At 70.6% G+C, this 18,826-nt stretch carries 15 protein-coding genes; 6 read left to right on the forward strand and 9 right to left on the reverse strand.

Annotated elements, in window-relative coordinates; all coding sequences use genetic code 11:
• Positions 1–82 precede the first annotated feature (82 nt).
• The 5 genes from ACGGAQ_RS03390 to ACGGAQ_RS03410 all read right to left on the reverse strand — a co-directional run bounded on the left by ACGGAQ_RS03390 (position 83) and on the right by ACGGAQ_RS03410 (position 5,529).
• Entirely contained in the window at positions 83–1,003 is a 921-nt protein-coding gene (locus ACGGAQ_RS03390; RefSeq protein WP_393044168.1) for a serine hydrolase, read from the reverse strand.
• Complete coding sequence (locus ACGGAQ_RS03395) at positions 1,000–1,932, reverse strand: LysR family transcriptional regulator (protein WP_393044170.1); 933 nt, start codon at positions 1,930–1,932, stop codon at positions 1,000–1,002. Before ACGGAQ_RS03395 ends, ACGGAQ_RS03390 begins: the two co-directional genes overlap by 4 nt.
• Positions 1,933–2,050: 118 nt before the next feature.
• Positions 2,051–3,469 (reverse strand): glycoside hydrolase family 6 protein, encoded by a 1,419-nt coding sequence (locus tag ACGGAQ_RS03400; RefSeq protein ID WP_393044172.1) that lies wholly within the window; start codon positions 3,467–3,469, stop codon positions 2,051–2,053.
• Between the two features lie 304 nt (positions 3,470–3,773).
• Complete coding sequence (locus tag ACGGAQ_RS03405; protein ID WP_393044174.1) at positions 3,774–5,009, reverse strand: hypothetical protein; 1,236 nt, start codon at positions 5,007–5,009, stop codon at positions 3,774–3,776.
• The gene (locus ACGGAQ_RS03410; protein ID WP_393044176.1) at positions 4,996–5,529 is read right to left on the reverse strand and encodes a SigE family RNA polymerase sigma factor; all 534 of its coding nucleotides are present in this window, start codon (positions 5,527–5,529) and stop codon (positions 4,996–4,998) included. The genes ACGGAQ_RS03405 and ACGGAQ_RS03410 overlap by 14 nt, the downstream gene beginning before the upstream one ends.
• Before the next feature lie 257 nt (positions 5,530–5,786).
• Here ACGGAQ_RS03410 and ACGGAQ_RS03415 point away from each other — a divergent pair, with 257 nt between their 5' ends.
• Entirely contained in the window at positions 5,787–7,010 is a 1,224-nt protein-coding gene (locus tag ACGGAQ_RS03415; protein WP_393044178.1) for a PP2C family protein-serine/threonine phosphatase, read from the forward strand.
• 1 nt (position 7,011) lies between these two features.
• Here the strand turns inward: ACGGAQ_RS03415 and ACGGAQ_RS03420 are convergent, their stop codons facing one another.
• Positions 7,012–7,374 carry an STAS domain-containing protein gene (locus ACGGAQ_RS03420; protein ID WP_393044180.1) on the reverse strand — a complete coding sequence of 121 codons (363 nt, stop codon included), beginning with the start codon at positions 7,372–7,374 and terminating at the stop codon, positions 7,012–7,014.
• A gap of 552 nt (positions 7,375–7,926) precedes the next feature.
• Between ACGGAQ_RS03420 and ACGGAQ_RS03425 the strand changes: the two genes are divergently transcribed.
• Complete coding sequence (locus tag ACGGAQ_RS03425; RefSeq protein WP_393044182.1) at positions 7,927–9,312, forward strand: lectin; 1,386 nt, start codon at positions 7,927–7,929, stop codon at positions 9,310–9,312.
• Between the two features lie 338 nt (positions 9,313–9,650).
• A complete protein-coding gene (locus ACGGAQ_RS03430; protein ID WP_393044184.1) occupies positions 9,651–12,107 on the forward strand; it encodes a ricin-type beta-trefoil lectin domain protein in 2,457 nt (818 codons plus the stop codon).
• 128 nt (positions 12,108–12,235) lie between these two features.
• Here ACGGAQ_RS03430 and ACGGAQ_RS03435 read toward each other — a convergent pair whose 3' ends face one another.
• The 3 genes from ACGGAQ_RS03435 to ACGGAQ_RS03445 are packed head-to-tail and all read right to left on the reverse strand — an operon-like array spanning position 12,236 to position 14,913.
• A complete protein-coding gene (locus ACGGAQ_RS03435) occupies positions 12,236–13,117 on the reverse strand; it encodes a helix-turn-helix transcriptional regulator (protein ID WP_393044186.1) in 882 nt (293 codons plus the stop codon).
• The gene (locus ACGGAQ_RS03440) at positions 13,104–13,961 is read right to left on the reverse strand and encodes an enoyl-CoA hydratase-related protein (protein WP_393044188.1); all 858 of its coding nucleotides are present in this window, start codon (positions 13,959–13,961) and stop codon (positions 13,104–13,106) included. Before ACGGAQ_RS03440 ends, ACGGAQ_RS03435 begins: the two co-directional genes overlap by 14 nt.
• Positions 13,954–14,913, reverse strand: a complete 960-nt coding sequence (locus ACGGAQ_RS03445; RefSeq protein ID WP_393044190.1) for a zinc-binding alcohol dehydrogenase family protein — start codon at positions 14,911–14,913, stop codon at positions 13,954–13,956. Before ACGGAQ_RS03445 ends, ACGGAQ_RS03440 begins: the two co-directional genes overlap by 8 nt.
• Before the next feature lie 126 nt (positions 14,914–15,039).
• Between ACGGAQ_RS03445 and ACGGAQ_RS03450 the strand changes: the two genes are divergently transcribed.
• The 3 genes from ACGGAQ_RS03450 to ACGGAQ_RS03460 all read left to right on the forward strand — a co-directional run bounded on the left by ACGGAQ_RS03450 (position 15,040) and on the right by ACGGAQ_RS03460 (position 18,651).
• Complete coding sequence (locus tag ACGGAQ_RS03450; protein ID WP_393044192.1) at positions 15,040–16,059, forward strand: ketoacyl-ACP synthase III family protein; 1,020 nt, start codon at positions 15,040–15,042, stop codon at positions 16,057–16,059.
• A gap of 69 nt (positions 16,060–16,128) precedes the next feature.
• On the forward strand, positions 16,129–17,604 hold the full coding sequence (locus ACGGAQ_RS03455; RefSeq protein WP_393044194.1) for an MFS transporter: 1,476 nt from the start codon (positions 16,129–16,131) through the stop codon (positions 17,602–17,604).
• 18 nt (positions 17,605–17,622) lie between these two features.
• The gene (locus ACGGAQ_RS03460) at positions 17,623–18,651 is read left to right on the forward strand and encodes an aldo/keto reductase (protein ID WP_393045645.1); all 1,029 of its coding nucleotides are present in this window, start codon (positions 17,623–17,625) and stop codon (positions 18,649–18,651) included.
• The last annotated feature ends 175 nt before the right edge of the window (positions 18,652–18,826 follow it).

Raw genomic sequence — 18,826 nt, forward strand, 5'->3', positions numbered from 1 at the left:
TGTCGGACACGGTGGGGCGGCAGCGATGGAGACCCGACCGGGGCGTGGGACGCCGGCGGCGGGCCCGGGCCACGAGCGCCGGCTAACCCCACCAGGGCAGGGTGCCCGTGCGCAGATGGTCGTGCAGCGACCGGGCGACCTGCGCCATCGTCGCCTCGCTGCCAGGCTGGGCGGCGGCGGGCACCCGGGAGGCGGTGAGCGCGGCGACCGCGTACGACTGCCCGTCGGCGTGGTCGACCACGCCCACCTCGTGGCGCAGGTGCAGCAGGGTGCCGGTCTTCGACGACCAACGCGAGGCGTCGGAGGTGAAATCCGGGGCGAGCCGCTGCCGGTGCAGGTTGTCACCCATCAGGGCGCGTACCCGCCCCGCGGTGGCCGGGTGGATCGCCGACGGCCGCCAGAGGGCCTGCAGCAGGTCGACGAAAGCCCGGGCCGACCCGACGTTGGCGCGGGTGACGTCGAGCTGGGCGACCGGGTGGCCCTGCCCGGGGGGCGCCGCGCCGATGGCCAGGGAGTGGGCCAGGTGCACCTCGTCGGGGCCGAGTCGTTCCGCCGGCGTGTCGGCGAGGTCGCCCGCCCGATGCCGTACGGCGATGCCGTCGACGCGCAGTCGGCGCAGCTCGGCGGCGACCGCGGCCGGCGGGACGAGGTCGAACAGGGCATCGGCGGCGACACCGTCGCTGACGCAGGTGCTCAGGTAGAGCAGGTCGTCCACGGCGATGCGTGCCGGGTGGCGGAAGCGGCTCAGCCCGGTCGGGCCCGGTGTGGTGACCCGGCCGGGCGCGACGTCGATCGGTGCCGCCGGGTCGAGTTCCCCGCGCGCGACGCGTTCCATGACGGCGATCGCCAGCGGGATCTTCACCAGTGACGCCGCCGGGTACGAGGTGTCGGTGTCGAAGCCGATCTCCGCGCCGGTGTCGAGGTCGCGGACGAGGAAGGCGCCGTGCAGCCCCGCCTCGTCGAGCAGATCACGGGCGTTGCGGACCACAGCGGTGGCGCTCATGTCTGCTCTCTTGCTGATGGGTCACCGGGTGGCGGATCCTCCGCCGATCCCGGATGGTCGTCGGGCGCGCCGAGGCAGCGCGCGATCTCCGCCCGCAGGAGCGTGCCGAGCTGTTCGAGGTCATCGCGTACGCCGGCGGTGACGGCGTACCCGCGCACGAGTCGAGGGCCGGCGAGAGGGCACCAGTGCAGCCCGAATTCCTCGGCCTGGCGGCGGGAGCAGAGCAGCAGGTCGGGGGAGTCGAGGGCGGTTGCCGCGGCATCGACGAGGGACGGCGCGACCGTCACCTGGGCGGGTGCCAGCCCGGCCGACTGGCCGGCGCGAGTCAGCGGGTCACGCAGGTGCGGGACGTCGTCCTCGGGTTGGATCAGGATTCGCCGTCGTGCCTGCGCGCGGGCCCGGCCGCTGCGTAGCGTCTCCAGGAACACCGTGGCCGCCGGGAACGGGGTGTGGGCGGCCAGCCCGAGCGGCACCCGCCAGGACGCCGCCTCCTCCGGAACCGCCACGATCCCGGCGCCGACCTCCAGGGTCTGGCAGAGCCGGGCCCGCTCCCGGGGACCGGCCGGCCGTACCTCCAGGTGGATCCGCTGCCGACGCGCCGCGACCACCAGGGCGGCAAGGCGATGCGGCGGGCAGATCTCGGGTACGGCGGCGCGTAACGGGCGCGACCGGGCCCGCTCGGCGTCGTCGGCCATCGCGTCGGCGAGGTCGACCAGGCGCCGGGCCGACGGCAGCATGTCCTGCCCGAACGACGTCAACCGGACCGCCCGGGACGACCTGTCGAACAGCCGCCCCCCGAAGTGCTGCTCCAGGGCGGCAATTCGGCGACTGGCGACCGGCTGAGGGATGCCCGCGGCGGCGGCGCCGGAGGTGAAGCTGCCGTGCCCGCTGACGGCGACGAAAGCCCGGCAGGCCGCGACCACATCCACATCCCGAACCTATACCGCAGGCGCATGGACGAACCGGCGCGGTACCTGCCCAGCATCGATCAGAGGTCGGGCCCGGCGCGGAGAGTGGTCCTCCGCGCCGGGCCGTCGCCTCCGGAGGTCAGCTGGCTGCGCAGCTGGCCGTCGACGGACCGGTGCCGGTGCCCTGGAAGCCGAAGTTGGTCGACTGCCCGGCGCCGACGCGTCCGTTGTAACCCACGTTGGTGTACCGGACGGTTCCGCTCGTGCCGCTGGCCTGCGCGTTCCAGACGCCGGTGACCGCGGCGCCGCTGGGCAGCGTGATGGTCACGGTCCAGCCGTTGATGGCCGCGGAGCCGGCGGTGACCGTCACGCTCGCGGTGAAGCCGCCGTTCCACTGGTTGACCGCCACCGATGCGGAGCAGCCGTTACCGGTCGGCGGCGGCGTGGTGGGGGGCGCGGTGGTCGGCGGGGCCGTCGTCGGCGGAGCGGTCGTCGGCGGAGCCGTGGTGGGCGGAGCGGTCGTCGGCGGGGCCGTGGTCGGCGGGGCCGTCGTCGGCGGAGCGGTGGTCGGCGGGTTGGGCACGCCGTTGGCCAGGCTGTACGCCAGGTCGGGCTGGAACGAACCAGCCGTGTAGCGGCAGCCGTCGGCCTCGCCCGGCGGCTTCACCCAGAGGTACGCGTCGATGTTGCTGTCGCCGGTGTTCGTGGTCGGGTACATCCCGATGCGCCGGTCGGTGTTGTCGTCGCCGCACCAGTCCCCGCTGGCACCCCCGTTGCGGCTGGTGTCGATTACCTGGCGCTTACCCGAGAGGCCCATGCCGTTGAGGGCGGAGATGACCGCCCGGCCGAAGTTCGCCTCGCTGGAGGTCGAGTTGTAGTTCGACACGTTGCTGAAGAAGCCGTCGGCGTACTGCACCCCAGCCGCTCGGAGCCGGTTGGCCGTCTCGTTCGCGCTGTTCCAAGTGGAGTGGCCGGCGTCGAGGTACACCTTGGCGTTGGGGTTGGCCGACTTGATGGTCCGGGTGGCCGTCGAGATCGCCTGGTTGCGGGCGTTGATCTCGTTGCTGTTCAGGCAGGTCAGCAGAGCGAGCGAGTCGGTCTCCAGAATGATGATGACCGTCTGGTTGCCCAGCCCGCGAGAGAAGTTGGACACCCAGGTCTGGTACTGGTTGAGGTCCGGCGCCCCACCGGCGCTGGCCCCGCCGCAGTCCCGGTTGGTGATCTGGTACACCGAGAGCACCGGGATCTGCTGGGCCGCGTTGGCGGCGCCGACGTACGCGGCGGCCTCGGACTGCGCGGTCGAGATGTTGAAGTTGGCGAACCAGCGGGCCTGGGGCTGACTCGCGATCTTGTCGCGAATGACGGCGGCACGCGAGTCGCCGGGGTTGGCGGCGACCCAGCGGACTACTGCCGAACTCGGGTCGCGGTAGAGCGGCCCGGAGATCGTGCCGGCAGACGCGCTGCCGACGGCGAGGCAGACGCCGGCGGCGGTGGCGCCCGCGACCGCCGCCACAGTAAGGGCTGTGGATCTGCGGCGCCGGGGGGAGAGGATAGCCACGACGTGTTTCCTCCTGATCACATTGATGTATCTAAGTTCATGGGAGCGTTCCCAAGACGGTAGCGGAGGTGGGCGTCGCTGCCAAGAGTTGGGGCTCGTCGTTGCGGCAGCGGCCGGGTGCGTCGCGGCTCGCACAGGGCCGCTGGGACGCGAGCGCCGCCTCCACCGATCAGTCCGGCCCGCTGTCGCTGACGACCACGAAACGCGCGACGGCGGTGACCGCACCTGTGTGTGCGATCACCGCCGTGGCTGCGCGCGGTAGGTAAGGGACGGTCCGTGCCGTCGTGGTGGCCGGTGCTGATCGTTACGGCTGCAGAGCGTCCGTGGCAGGGGTCCAGGTCGACTCGTTCCCGACGTCGGCGACCGTGACCCCCTTGGCGATCTTCTCCAGCTCGGCCCGCGGCAGTCCGTTGCCGAGGCCACTGGTGCTGACCTGGACGACAACCTTCCCGTCGGCGCTCCAGACGTTGCAGAAGCCGCCGTCTCCGGGACCGGCGTCCTGGCCGCGCTGGTCGGACACGTTGTAGCACTTCGTCGCGCCGGGCTCCGGCGACTGGTTCGAGTTGGTGCCCGGCGTGACGAAGATGTGGAACCCGTCCTTGATGGCGCCGTCGACCGTGTCGTAGGGCGCGGTCAGGCCCGTCGTGGGCGCGGCTGGCCTGGTGTACGTCGCGCCGCCGTAGTCACCGGCACGGGCCGCGGCGATGCCGCTGAGGCCGGGAAGCGCGTGGGTGCCGATCTGCAGTGGCAGGTACCCGCCCGGCACGTAGCCCACCGTGAACGGCACCAGAGCGGGCGTCTGCTTGCTGGGCTTCAGGCCTTCGACCAGGCCGCCCAGGTCCTCGAAGCTCGGCGTCGCCTTGTCGCTGGAGACCGACGTGACAGCCGCCCAGGCGTTGTCGGCGTACTCCCAGGCGAACAGCTTGTTGCCGGCGTCCACCTGGTTCTGCGGTTCGAGGCCGACCGGCAGCAGCGCCCGCACGGCCCGGTGTCCGGCCACTGTGACGTCCGTGCCGTCCTTGATCTTCGCGGGGTCGAAGACGCCCGGCCGGTAGACGGTCAGATAGGCCCACAGGCTCGGCTTCTGTCCGGCGGCCTTCCTCTTGTCCTGCTCGATGGCGCCGCCCAGCGCCGCGGCCTCTTCCTCGGTGAGGGGCTTGTCGTTCGAGGTGTGACCGTCGGAGTAGACGGAGGCGATCTGGTAGGCGGTGGAGGCGACGATCGGGTCCTGGACGTGCAGGGTGCCGGCGTCGTACCCCTGGAAGGTGAAGGTGAACGGCGCGGCGTCGGACCACGTGGCGTCGGCGAGCCTGGACGTCGCCGGGCCGACCGGGGCCGGCGTGTTTCGCTCGGCAGCCAGGGTGGGCAGCAGGAACGCGCCGGCGACCGCGACCACGACGAGTCCGGCCGCGCCGGCCGAGGCGAACCCGGCCCGGCGACGCCGCTCGGCCCGCCGCCCGGCCACGATGATGTCGTCCGCGGTGCGGGCCATCGGCGGCTCTTCGCCCGTCACGGCGTCCACGAACTCATGCAACTGCATTCGTCCACTCCTCAATCGGCTTTCCGGTGAGATTGATGCGTTCGCCGGCGAGTGACTCGCGCAGCTTCGCCAGGCCACGGGAGACCTGGCTCTTGGCGGTGCCGACCGTGCAGTCGAGGACGCCGGCCGTGTCCTCCAGGCTCAGACCCAGGTAGTGCCGGAGCACGACCGCGGCCCGCTGCCGGGGCGGCACGGCGTCGAGCGCCGCCCGGAGGCGCATCCTCTCGTCGGTCGCGCCGGTCGGGTCCCGCAGCGCGACGTCCGGCATGGCGTCGCCGGCCGCCCGCTCGCGTCGCCAGGGCCGACGGGTCTCGTCGACCGCGGCTCGATAGACCATGGTCTTGACGTAGAGATCGGGTCGGTCCAACTTGCGCCAGCGGGGGTAGAGCTTGACCAACGCGTTGGCCACGGCGTCCTCTGCCGTGTGCCAGTCGCCGCAGGTCACGTACGCCAGCTTGCGCAGGGACGCCATCTCTGACGTCACGAACTCGCGGAATGCCTGCTCGTCTTCGGCTCTCAAGTCGACTGCCTCCTCGTGACGGAGGTAGAACGGATCCAGTCGCCCGGGAAGTTGCACGCCCTCAGGAGTAGTTGTGCGATCACCTTTCGTAACACCGCGCCTCAGCGCGGGCCTCCGCCGCCGGCGCGCGGCCTTCTCCTCGGCCGCTGCCGGGCCGTCGGCCCGAAACCGCCGTGCTCGCGGTGCGCTCGGCGGCAGCTCGTGGCCTCTCGTAGGCTCGGATGGTGGAGAGCAGGCGGGGTCAGATAATGGCTCATATGTTGGATGCGGCAGAGAACGCCTCGCCGGTCGAGGCGGTCGAGGCGGTCACCCGGGAACTCGGTGCGGCGCTGGGAGCACGTAGCGTCGCGTTCCTGATCGCGGACCTCAGCGGCCGGGCGCTGGTCCGGTTGGCCCACGTGCCGTTCGCCGGCACCGGCGCTGGTGCCGTACGCCGGGACGGTGCTGAACTTGCCACGGTGCTGCCGTTCGACAGCGGCCCCGTGGAGCAGGCGTTGCGGAGCCAGAAGGTGCGGGTCTTCGAGCAGCCGGACGGGTGGACGGTGTTGGCGCCGGTGACCGACCGCGGTGAGGCGATCGGCCTGCTCGAGATGGTCCTGCCGAACGAGCCGGATCCGCGGGAGCTGGAGGAGATCGGCCGCACGGCGCACGTGTTGGCGTTCGTGGTGATCGCCAACCGGCGGCACACCGACCTTTTCGAGTGGGGGCAACGCACGACCCCGTTCACCCTGTCGGGAGAGATCCAACGCCGCCTGCTGCCCGGCTCGTTCACGTGTGAGGCCAGCGCGTTCACCCTGTCCGGCTGGCTGGAGCCCGCCGCGAGCGTCGGCGGGGACACCTTCGACTACAGCCTCGCCCGCGACGTGCTGCACTTCAGCGTCACCGACGCGATGGGTCACGGGGTGGCCAGCGCGCTGACGGCCACCCTGGGGGTGGGCAGTCTGCGCAACGGTCGACGTCGCGGCGTGGGCCTGGTGGAGCAGGCCGAGGCCGCGAATGCCGAGGTGGCCGAACACACCGCCGTGCCCGGCAGTTTCGTCACCGCGCTACTGGGCCGTCTCGACCTGCGCACGGGGGTGTGCGCGCTGCTCAACGCCGGGCACATCCCGCCGATGCTGGTACGCGACGGGGAGACCCGGGTGCTGTCGCTGCCGGGCAACTTCCCGCTGGGAATGTTCGCCGAGGCCACGTACTGCGCCGGCGAGGTCACGCTGCGCCCCGGCGACCGTGTGGTGGTGGTCACCGACGGCGTGCGAGAACGCAACGCGGCCAGCCTGGATCTGCCGGCCATGTTGCGCTCGATCGCCGGTCTGCACCCCCGCGAGGCCGTCCGGGCGTTGGCCGACGCCGTGCTGGAGGTCAGCGGGCCGACGCTCGCCGATGACGCCACCCTGTTCGTCGTCGACTGGCACGGGGGACACAGTGAGGCCCGGCGGACCAGCGCTGGCGCCGACCAGGAACGCGCCAGCGCCGCGGGGTGAACTAGCGGCCGGCCGCGTCGGCGGGACGGAGATCTGCTTCAGCCGCCGGCACGCTGTCGTAGATACCGATGACCCGATCCACCGATGTGATCGACAGGACACTGCGTACGGGGGGCTGCACCGCGGCCAGGCACAACCGACCCCCGAGATCCCGCAACGCCTTGAACATCACCACCAGCGCGCCCAGCCCGCTGGAGTCCATGAATCCCACCCCGGCCAGGTCCACCACCACCAGGCGCTCCCCGGCATCAACCAACCGTTGCAGGCCCTCGCGCAACTGTGGGGACGTCGCCATGTCCAGCTCGCCGCGCACCTCGAGCACGGTGCAGCCGCGGCCCGGCCGGACCGACAACAACAGATCCACTACAACCTCCCCACGCCGTTGACCTCTCCCTTACCCTATTTCGCCGAGGGGCGAACCGCCGTCGGCCGTCGGCGGCCGTGGACTGCCCCTGACCAACGCACTCGCCGACACCGCCGCCGTCGTTCCCGACGCACCAGGCGAGGTGCTGCTCCGCATCCCGAACACCTCGCCGACGTACGGGCAGCCCCGCACATCTGACCGGACGCCCCGGGCCGCAACCCGTTGGACACGGCATTGACATATTTCACTGTCGGATCTAGCGTCGGGGCGAATCGATTCGACCGCGGGCCGGGCATCTCCGGCATCCTCCGACGGCCGGCCGTGTGGTGTTCGGGCGAACGATGTGGCCACCGACGATTCAACGACCAGCTGGTCCCGCATGGGCGGCGAGACCAGTGGCGGTTACCTGTGGCGATGAGCCGGGCGTCGTCGTAGGCACATCGCGTCTTTCGCGGTTCCTCGGCGACGAGCGGAGTCGGCGGGGTGACCGCGAGTGGTCGTCGCGCGCCCCTTCACCTGAATCAGTTCGTGCGCAATGGCGGGAGCCCTCTCATGACAAGACGTAGACCCCTCCTTGCTTCTCTGGCGACGGCCGCGCTCGTGACGGCGACCGTGGGCGTGGCGGGAATGACAGGTGGCCTGAGCGCCACCGCGTCGGCCGCGAACGTCACAGCGGCCGCCGCGACCGCCGGGTGCGGCAAGGCGCCCACGTTGACCAGCGGTTCACGCACCATCCAGAGCAGCGGCCAGAACCGTAGCTTCATCCTGAGGATCCCCGACAACTACGACCGGAACCACCCGTACCGGTTGATCTTCGGATTTCACTGGAACGGCGGCACCGCCAACGACGTCGACGGCGGCGGCTCGGACGGCGCGGCCTGGTCGTACTACGGACTGCGGCAGCAGGCGAACAACAGCACCATCTTCGTGGCCCCGCAGGGCAACGGTAACGGCTGGGCCAACCCCGGCGGCCAGGACGTCACCTTCGTCGACAACATGATCAGCCTGATCGAGGCCGACCTCTGCGTCGACACGACGCAGCTCTTCGCGCTCGGCTTCAGCTACGGCGGAGGCATGAGCTATTCGCTGGCCTGTTCACGAGCGGGTGTCTTCCGCGCTGTCGCGGTCTACTCCGGCGGGCAGCTCAGCGGGTGCAGCGGCGGCACCCAGCCGATCGCGTACATGGGAATCCATGGCATCGGGGACCCGGTGCTCAACATCTCCGCCGGACGGTCCCTACGTGACACGTTCGTGCGGAACAACGGCTGCACCCCACAGAACCCGCCCGAGCCGAGAGCGGGCAGCCTGACCCACATCACCACCACCTACTCCGGATGCCGTGCCGGCTATCCCGTGGTGTGGGCCGCCTTCGACGGCGGGCACACCCCCGGCCCGGTGGACGGCGGCGGGGACAGCGGCGCCAGGACCTGGACCAAGGGCGAGGTGTGGAGGTTCTTCACCCAGTTCGGCAGCACCGATCCGACGCCGAGCCCGACCGTGTCACCCACCGGCGGTCCGACCACCCCGCCTCCGACCACCCCGCCTCCCAGCAGCACGTCGGCCCTGCGCAACACCGCCTCCGGGCGGTGCCTGGACGTCAACGGCGCCTCGCAGGCCAACGGCACGGCGGCGATCATCTGGGACTGCCACGGCCAGAGCAACCAGAGCTGGACCTCGACGGCCGCCCAGGAGCTGCGCGTCTTCGGCGGCAAGTGTCTCGACGTCAACGGCGCCGCGACCGCGAACGGCAGCTCGGTGATCATCTGGGACTGCAACGGCCAGTCCAACCAGCGGTGGCGGCTCAATGCCGACGGCTCGATCACCGGAGTGGGTTCGGGCCGGTGCCTGGACGTGGTCGGCAACGGTACGGCCAACGGCACGCGCATCCAGATCTGGGACTGCAACGGCGGGGCCAACCAACGATGGAGCCGGAGCTGAGCCCGGCGAACACCTCGGGGGCGCACCGATAGAAAGCACTGCGCCCACCACGGGGCCGGCTTCGGTGGCGGAACCACCCGGTTCCACCACCGAGCCGGCCCGCGTGCCGATGAGCGCTCGACGCAGCATTCATCGAATCTTTTTCGGGTGCCCCACGATCCGGTCGACCCAAGATCACCACATTTGTGGATGGTCGAATCCGTTGACCGTCGATCCATGCGGTGTCTAACATATGACGTCTGCTTATTAATGATCTTCGATAGGCGGCCTCCGCGGTACGACAGCTCGACACCTGCCGTACGGCTTCGGGGTCGACAGCGGTTGGGGAGGCGAGTCAGATGTTCGGTAGAGGGAGTCATCGGCGCAGCACTGGCGGGGGCGGGCCGCGCCGCTGGTCATGGCGAAGCACGCGACGTCCGCGTCGGCTGACCGCTTCGGCGCTGGGAGGGGTGGTCCTGGCGGCGGCCGTGCTGACCGGGTTCGCCTCCCCCGCCCAGGCGGCAACCGCCATCACGATCAACGGCGGATCCGGTGGACGGGCGCTCGACGGGATCGGTGCGGTCAGTGGCGGTGGCGGCAACAGCAGGTTGCTGATCGACTACCCGGAGCCCCAGCGCAGTGACATCCTGGACTACCTGTTCAAGCCGGGCCGCGGCGCCGCCATGCAGCTGCTGAAGACGGAGATCGGCGGGGACACGAACTCCACCTCCGGGGCCGAGCCCAGCCACGAGCACACCCGGGGCGCCATCAACTGCAACCGGGGCTACGAGTGGTGGCTGATGGAGCAGGCGCGGGCGCGCAACGCCAACATCGCCCTGGCGGGCCTGGCCTGGGGAGCGCCGGGCTGGATCGGCAACGGCAACTTCTGGTCCAACGACTCGATCGACTACCTGGTGGCCTGGCTGGACTGCGCGGCCACCCACGGGCTGACCATCAACTACCTGGGCGGGTGGAACGAGAAGGGCTACAACGCCACCTGGTACAAGAACCTGCGCTCGGCCCTCAACTCCCGCGGCTACAGCAGCGTGAAGATCGTCGCCTCGGACGACTTCGGCTGGGGTGCCGCCGACGAATCGCTGCGCGACCCGGCGTTCGCCAACGCCGTACAGGTCTTCGGCAGTCACTACGTCTGCGGCTACCGCAGCGCCCAGACCAGCTGCCCCAGCTCCAACAACGCGGTGTCCACCGGCAAGTCGCTCTGGGCCAGCGAGAACGGCTCCGACGACTACAACGCCGGCGCGCAGGCCCTCGCCCGGGGCATCAACCGGGGCTACATCGACGGCAAGATGACCGGTTACATCAACTGGCCCGCCATCGCCGCCATCACGCCCAACATCCCGTGGGCGACCACGGGCGTGGCGGTGGCCCAGCAGCCCTGGTCCGGCGCCTACTCCATCGGCAAGAGCACGTGGGTGATGGCGCAGACCACGCAGTTCACCGCCCCGGGCTGGCGCTACCTCGACGGATCGACCGGCTACCTCGGCGGCAACCGCAACAACGGCAGCTACGTCTCGCTGAAGTCCACCAACAACAGCGACTACAGCACAATCATCGAGACGATGGACGCCGGCTCCGCGCAGACCCTCGACTTCACCGTCACCGGCGGGTTGTCCACCGGTGCCGTGCACGTCTGGTCGACGAACGTCCGGTCGAACAACACCGCCGACCACTTCGTCAGGGGCAGCGACATCACGCCGAGCGGCGGGCGCTTCTCGCTCACCGTCCAGCCCGGCTACGTCTACAGCATCACCACCACCACCGGGCAGGGTAAGAGCACGGCGGTCAGCCCGGCGGCGGGCAACCTGAAGCTGCCGTACGCCGACACCTTCGACAGCTACGCCGTCGGGCGCGAGGCGAAGTACCTGATGGACCAGCAGGGCTCGTTCGAGATCGCCGGCTGCGGGGGTGGTCGCGCAGGCCAGTGCGTACGCCAGATGTCGGAGCAGACGCCCATCTTCTGGACGTCCGGCCAGGCCGAGCCGTACACGCTGCTGGGTGACCTGTCGTGGCGCAACTACACGGTCTCCTCGGACGTCATGCTGGAGAAGTCCGGCTACGCGCAGCTGGTCGGACGCGCCAACACGTACAACCACCAGGGCCCGCAGAACCTCAACGGTTACTACTTCCGGGTGACCGACGGTGGCGCGTGGTCCATCCGGAGCAACAACACCAGCGGCAACTGGCGCACGCTGGCCAGCGGAAACACCTCGGCGCTGGGCACCGGGCGCTGGCACACCCTGTCGCTGACGCTCAACGGGAGCACCCTCACCGCGGCCATCGACGGCAACACGGTTGGGACGGTCTCCGACTCGACCTGGGTCGCCGGCCAGATCGGGTACGGCACGGGTCAGGGTGTCACCGCCCAGTTCGACAACCTCTCCATCACGCCGGTCGGCAATTCCGGTGAGCCGGGGGCGACCGGAGCGATCCGGGGCGCGGGCTCCAACCGGTGCCTGGACGTCAACGGGGCCAGCCAGGCCGACGGTTCGGTGGTGCAGATCTGGGACTGCAACGGCGGCGCCAACCAGCAATGGACGCTCACCACGAGCAACCAACTGACCGTCTACGGCAACAAGTGCCTCGACGTGCCGGGCACTGCCGCGGGGACCCGCGCGCGGATCCTGACCTGCAACGGCGGTAGTGGCCAACAGTGGCGGGTCAACGCCGACGGCACGATCACCGGGGTCGGATCGGGGCTCTGCCTGGACGTCAACGGCGCGGGCACCGCCAACGGCACCGCCGTGCAGATCTGGACCTGCACCGGTGGCAGCAACCAGCAGTGGATTCGCGGCTGAGCGGACCCTTATCCGATTCGCGGCGGCCGGCCGCTCACTGAGCGGCCGGCCGCCGTCCGTGCGGGCAGCCGACGTCGCCAGAAGGGCATCGACCCGATCCCCACGGCGGGGTGGGGTGGGGGTGGACGTCAGACCGCCGGGGTCAGGGTCACTCCGCTGGCGCGTTCGTGGCAGGACATCAGCAGATCGAGTTTTTGCTGCGTGTCGGTGGTGGACTGGGGTGTGTGGAGAATCAGGCGGACATGCGGCTGGTCCGGTAGCTGCAACACGCCGACGTCGAACTTCATGCAGCCCACCCCCGGGTGGTCGATGGTCTTGACGCCGACCGAGCTGTGCTGCACATCGTGCCGGGCCCAGAGCTCCTTGAACTCGGAGCTCACGGCACTGAGCCGCTCGGCGAGTTCGAGGAAACCCGGATCGTCCGGGAACCGGGCGGCATCACCGCGAAATTCAGCCACCAGGCTCGGAGCGGTCTCGCTCCAGTACCGGTGGCGCTTGCGGTACTGGGGGTTGGTGAAGAACGCGTACAGGCAGTTCTTGTCGCTGCCCTGCAGCCCGAAGACCACCTCGGCGGCTCGGTTCAGCTCGAGAATGTCCCAGTAGGGACCCAGCAGGTAGGCGGGATTGGGCAGCCAGCCCTGCACCAGCCGGCCGAAGGTGGACTCGTTCGACGGTGTCGGCAGGACCGCGGGCTGCGGCGGGTTGAGCCCGGCCAGCCGATACAGGTGGACCCGCTCGTCGGAGTCCAGCTGGAGGGCGCGACTCACGCCGTCGAGCACGGAGCCCGAGACGGTGATCTCCCGGCCCTGCTCCAACCACGTGTACCAGGACACGCCAACACCGGCCAGGATGGCTACCTCCTCGCGGCGTAGGCCCGGCGTACGACGCCGGCCGCCCCCGGGCAGACCCACGTCCTCGGGTGTCAGCCGGGCCCGCCGGCTCTGCAGGAAATGACGGAGCTGTTCGCGCTTTCGATCGCGCTGCGCCCCCGCGTCGCTACGTCTCGTCACGTTTCGCACGATACTCGGCCTGCGTCACCGGCAAATGTCCCGGACCGACCGCGTCCACGCCCGGCGCGAAGTCGGGCTTGCGACGGTCGGCCCTGGCCTGTATCGCCTCGGCGAAGGCCGGCCCGGACACCGACTCGACCATGAGCTGCATCGAGGCGTCGACCGCCTCGGTGAGCGACTGCTCCCATCCGGCGAGCACCTGTTTCTTGATCACCGCCAGCGAGTCCGGGGCGCACTCGGCAGCGAGGGCCGCCGCGTACGTGGCCGCCGCCCCCACAACGTCGTCGCGCGGGACGACGCGTTGCACGAGACCGAGCCGCCGGGCCTCGGCGGCGTCCACACTGCGTGCGGACAGCAGCAGGTCCAGCGCGTTCGCGGTGCCCACCAACCGTGGCAGCAGCCAGGCCGAGCCGTACTCGGCGATCAGGCCCAGCCGGCTGAAGACCGTGGAGAGGCGCGCGTTCTCGGCGAGGAAGCGCACATCGGACAGGAGCGCCAGCACGAGCCCGACCCCGGCCGCCGAGCCGTTGATCGCCGCGATCACCGGCTTGCGCATGAGGAGCGGCAGATGCGGCGGATGACCGAGACCGTCGAGCAGCGCCGCCCGACCGTCGGTGCCACCCAGTTCGTCGAGCAGCTCCGGGGCCGCGCCAGCGCAGAACGTGCCGCCCGCCCCGGTGACCAGTACCGCCCGGACCGACCGATCCTCCTCGGCCGCAGCCAGCGCCGCGTAATATGCCCGCAGCATCGCGAGGTCCACGGCGTTGCGCCGCTCCGGGCGGTTTAGCACGATCGTACGGACCCCGCCTGCGGTCCGCGTCGTGATCGCGGGCTGCTCAGTCATGGACCCGCAGCACGTACTTGCCAGTGCTCATGCGGGACTCGAGAAGCTCGTGAGCCTTGGCCACATCGGTCAGCGGCACCTCGGTCACGTCGATGCGGACCGCCCCGGTGGCGACGCTGACCGCCGCCTCTCGCAGGTGCTCCCCGAGCAGGTCGGGACGGCGGTGCGCGAGGGCCCCGAGGTTGTAGCCGCCCACCGAGGCACCCGAACCCCAGAGCTCATTGCCGGCGAAGCTCCGGTCGCCGGCGTCGGCGGCGTCCCCCAGAACCACGTAGCGGCCGAAGGGGGCGAGCAGCTCCAGTGCCCGCTGCCGCAGGCCGCCGCCGACCGAGTCGAGCACGACGTCGAAGGTACGGCCTGCGGGCACCGCGCCGACCCAGACCTCGTCGTAGCCGAAGCCGGCGGCGTACGCGGCCTTGGCCGTACTGCTGGTGACGCCGTAGACGGCGCCCGCGCCCGCGTTCCGGGCGAGTTGGGCGGCGGCCGTGCCGACCCCGCCGCCCGGGGCGGTGATCAGGACCGTATCGGTGGGCAGCACCCGTGCCGCCGCGTGAACGACGCCCCAGGCCACCGGGACGTTGCACGGAAAGGCGGCCGCCAGCACCGGGGACAGCCCGGCGAGCGGGCCGTCCAGCTCGATGGCATGGTCCGCACGGACCAGGGCGTATTCGGCGTAGCCGCCACCGTCGAGGGTGAGCGCCGCGACGCGGGCACCGGCGGCGAGGCCACGGACGTCCGCCCCCACACGCTCGACCGTGCCGGTGACCTCGAGACCCGGCAGGTGCGGCAGGCCAACCGGGATCTGTCCACGGCGGAACATCACCTCGGCGAAGTTGACCCCGGCGTACGCGACCCGCACGAGGACCTGACCCGGGCCAGGCTCCGGAACGGGCAGCTCGACGGGGGTGAGGACGGCGGGCTCACCGTAGGCGGTGAACCGGACTGCGCGCATGACGCTCCTTACACGGTGACATCGACCTTGCCTCCGATCCTGACCGCCGTCGCTCAAGTTGCGCTTGAGCCACCCTCAAGGCCTTCGATGGAGGCTGGTGCGGACGAACGAGCGACGGGAGTGCGCGTGCGTACCGACCTGGCAGTGACCGGCGTAGCGACCTGGATTCCGGAGTCGGTCGCCGTGCCGGACGACGCGGTGACGGCCGGCCGCATCGATGCGGAGTCGGCCGCCGACCTGGGTGTGCGGGAGTTGCCCGAGGCCAGTCTCGCGCCACCGGACATGGCGGTCCTGGCCGCGCGACGGGCGCTGCGCTCCGCTGGCGTGGACCACGGCGCGGTTGGCCTGCTCCTGCATGCCTGGATCTATCACCAGGGGCACGACCTCTGGTCGGCACCGCACTACGTGGCTCGTGAACTGGGCCTCACCGCCGCCGTGCCGCTAGGTCTCCAGCAGATCTGCAACGGCGGAGCCGCCGGGATCGAGATGGCCGCTGCCCGGCTCATGGTCGAACCGGAGCTGGGGCACGCGCTGGTGACCACGGCGGACCGGTTCGCCGAGCCCGGCTTCGACCGGTGGGGCGGGGACTACGGCATCGCGTACGGCGACGGCGCCACGGCCCTCGTCCTGCGCCAGCGCGGCGACGGGCCCGCGCCGCTCGTGCTGAGGGCGGTTCGCACGGCGGCCGCCGTCGACCTCGAGTCCATGCACCGAGGCGAGGACGTGTTCAGCCCCGCGCCGCGCTGGCACAGCCCGTCCGTCGACATCCGCCGCACGAAGAAGGCTTTCCTGCGCCAGCACGGCATCGGCGGGTTCGCCGCCGTCAGCCGGGAAAAGATCCATGACGTGCTCGGAGGAAGCCTTCGCGATGCGGGGATCACTCCCGACGACCCGCGGCTGCGCTATGTCGCGCTGCCCCGGCTGGGACGCAAGGTGCTGCGGGAGGCGTACGTGCCGGCTGTGGCCGAGGTCACCCCTGCCGAACCACTCGACCTGGCAGCGACGACCGGCCACCTGGGTGCCGGCGACGTGGCCGCCAACCTGGCGGCCGTGGCCGGCAGGCTCGCCCCCGGCGAGGTTGCGGTGCTGCTCAGCGCGGGTGCGGGCTTCACCTGGTCGAGTGTCGTGCTGCATCGGCCGGGGTAGCCAGGTGGTTGCAACACCCGGATAAACAGTGGCTCCCCACGGCCGCTGCACCTGGCCCACAGTGACGGCATGACTGCTGCTGTTTCCGCGGCCGCGGACCGTTTCGACACGCGTCAGCGCCTCATCCTCGTCCTCCTGTGCGGCACACAGTTCATGCTCGCGCTCGACTTCTCGATCCTCAGCGTCTCGCTGCCGGTCATCGGCTCGGACCTGAAGCTGCCGACCAGTGACCTGCAATGGGTCGTCACCGCGTTCGCCTTGCCATCCGGCGGCTTCCTGCTGCTGTTCGGTCGGGCAGCGGACATGTTCGGGCGTCGACGGCTCTTCCTCATCGGAATGACCCTGTTCACCGTCGCGTCCCTCGTTGGCGGCATCGCACCGTCGGCAGGTTGGCTCTTCGCCGCCCGTGCCGGCCAGGGGTTCGGCGCGGCGATCCTGACGCCCGCCGCGATGTCGCTGCTCACCACCTCCTTCGAGGAAGGCCCCCGGCGCAACCGGGCCCTCGCCGTCAACGGCTCACTGCTGTCCCTGGGCTTCCTCACCGGCGTCGTCCTCGGCGGCGTCATCACCGACGCCCTGGGCTGGCGCTTCACGCTGCTGATCAACCTGCCGCTCGGCGTTCTCGCCCTGATCGGCACGGTGGCCCTGATCGCCGAAAGCCGGCAACCGCAGGCTCCGCGCCTCGACCTGCCCGGCGCGGTCACGGTCACCGGCGGTCTGCTGGGCATCGTGTACGGCGTGACGGCCGCCGAGCGCAACGGTTGGACGTCGCCCACCTCCTTCGTCCCGCTGATCGGCGGCGTGGTCCTGCTCGGTGCCTTCCTGCTGATCGAGTCCCGTCGTCGTGATCCACTGATCGACCTGCGGGTGCTGCGTCGTCGCACGGTCGGCTGGGGCAACCTGACCGGCCTGGTGACCTTCTCGATGGTGACCGGCGTCGTCTTCCTGCTCACCCTCTACATGCAGCAGGTACGCGGCCTCACGCCCTTCAACACCGGCCTGTGCTTCGCCTCGCTCGGCGTCGCGGCGGTCCTGGGTGGCGTGGTGGCCCCCCGCATCCTGGCGAAGCTCGGAGTGTCCGGAACGCTGATCACCGGCCTGAGCCTCCAGGCCGCCGGCACCCTCGCCCTCGTGTTCCTGCGCACCACCGACGGAATTCCGCTGCTGCTCGTGGCTACCGCGGTCATCGGCTTCGGCCACCTGCTGAGCGTGGTCGCATACATGATCACGGTGACCTCCGGCCTGCCCGACGAGGAACAGGGGCTCGCGACCGGCACGGCATACACCGCGCAGCAGGTCGGCCTGAGCATCGGCACCCCGATCATCAGCTCGATCGCCGTGGCACGGATGGACAGCCTGCGCGCGACCCAGGCGGTGCCCGAGGCGCTCCTCGGCGGCGTACACCTGGGTGTCATCGTCGCGGGCCTGGTTGCGGTGGCAGCGGCTCTCGTGGCGGTGGTCTTCCTGCGCCGACCGGCCGAGCCGGCCACAGGTCTCCAGGACGTCGTGACCACGCCGGCCGCCGGCTCGGCCACCGTCTCCTGAGGAGGTGCTCGCGTGCGCATGCGCCGGCTGGGCAACAGCGGACTGTTCGTGTCCGAGCTCGCCTTCGGCACGATGACCTTTGGCGGGCGGCACGGATACGAGCATGTGGGGACGGCGTCTGTCGCCGAGGCCACCGAGCTGGTCGGCATGTGCCTCGACGTTGGAGTCAACTACTTCGACACGGCCGACACGTACAGCGGCGGGCGTTCCGAGGAAGTGCTCGGCGCGGCCCTGGGCCGACGGCGTGCGGACGTCATTGTCGCGACCACGGTGCGCTGGGCTGTGCCCGGGCAACCCGGCGGTCCGAACGATCAGGGACTGTCCCGCCACCACATCCTTCGGGCCGTGGAGGGCAGCCTGCGACGGCTCGGCACCGACTACATCGACCTCTACCAGGTGCAGGGCTGGGATGGCCGGACGCCGTGGGAGGAGACGCTGCGAGCTCTCGACGACCTGGTACGGGCCGGGAAGGTGCGCTACCTGGGCGCGTCGAACCTCAGTGCCTGGCAGTTGACCCAGGCCCTGGGCGTCAGCGAACGCAGGATGCTGGAGCGGTTCATCGTGCACCAGGTGCAGTACAACCTGGTCAGCCGAGAGGTCGAATGGGAACTGCTCGAGATGGCCGAGGCCGAGGGGGTGGGCATCACCTGCTGGAGCCCGCTCGCCGGAGGATTCCTGGCCGGCCAGCAGCAGCGCGGTCAGGGGGCCCCGCGGGGGACCCGGCGAGCACTGGGTCACTTCGATCCGGCCGACGAGACGCAGGCCTTCGACGCTCTGGATGTGACCCGCGAGATCGCTGGGAAGCGCGGCGTCTCCCCGGCCCAGGTGGCCATTCGCTGGCTGCTCGAACGGCCGCAGGTCAGCTCGGTCATCATCGGTGCCCGCAATGCCGCCCAGCTCGCCGACAACCTCGGCGCCCTGACCTGGGAACTGGACGACGACCAGCGGGCGATCCTCGACGTGGTGACCGAGCCGATGCTGCCGTACCCGTTCTGGCATCAGCGCATGGCCGGGGCGGCCCTGCCCGGACGGGCGGTGCACGGATAAGCCCTTCCCGAACGCCCCGGCCCAACGGGCGACGACAGCCAGACATGTGGCGACCGTCGCCCGTCGCGGCCGTTCGCAATAAAGGAGAAACATTCTTTCCAACGCTGCAGTATGTGTCGCCGGAAATAGAGACCAAGCTAACACGCAAGTTGACGGAGACAGGGCCGGTGATATT

This window comes from Micromonospora sp. NPDC047557 (genome assembly GCF_043205095.1).
GTDB lineage: Bacteria > Actinomycetota > Actinomycetes > Mycobacteriales > Micromonosporaceae > Micromonospora.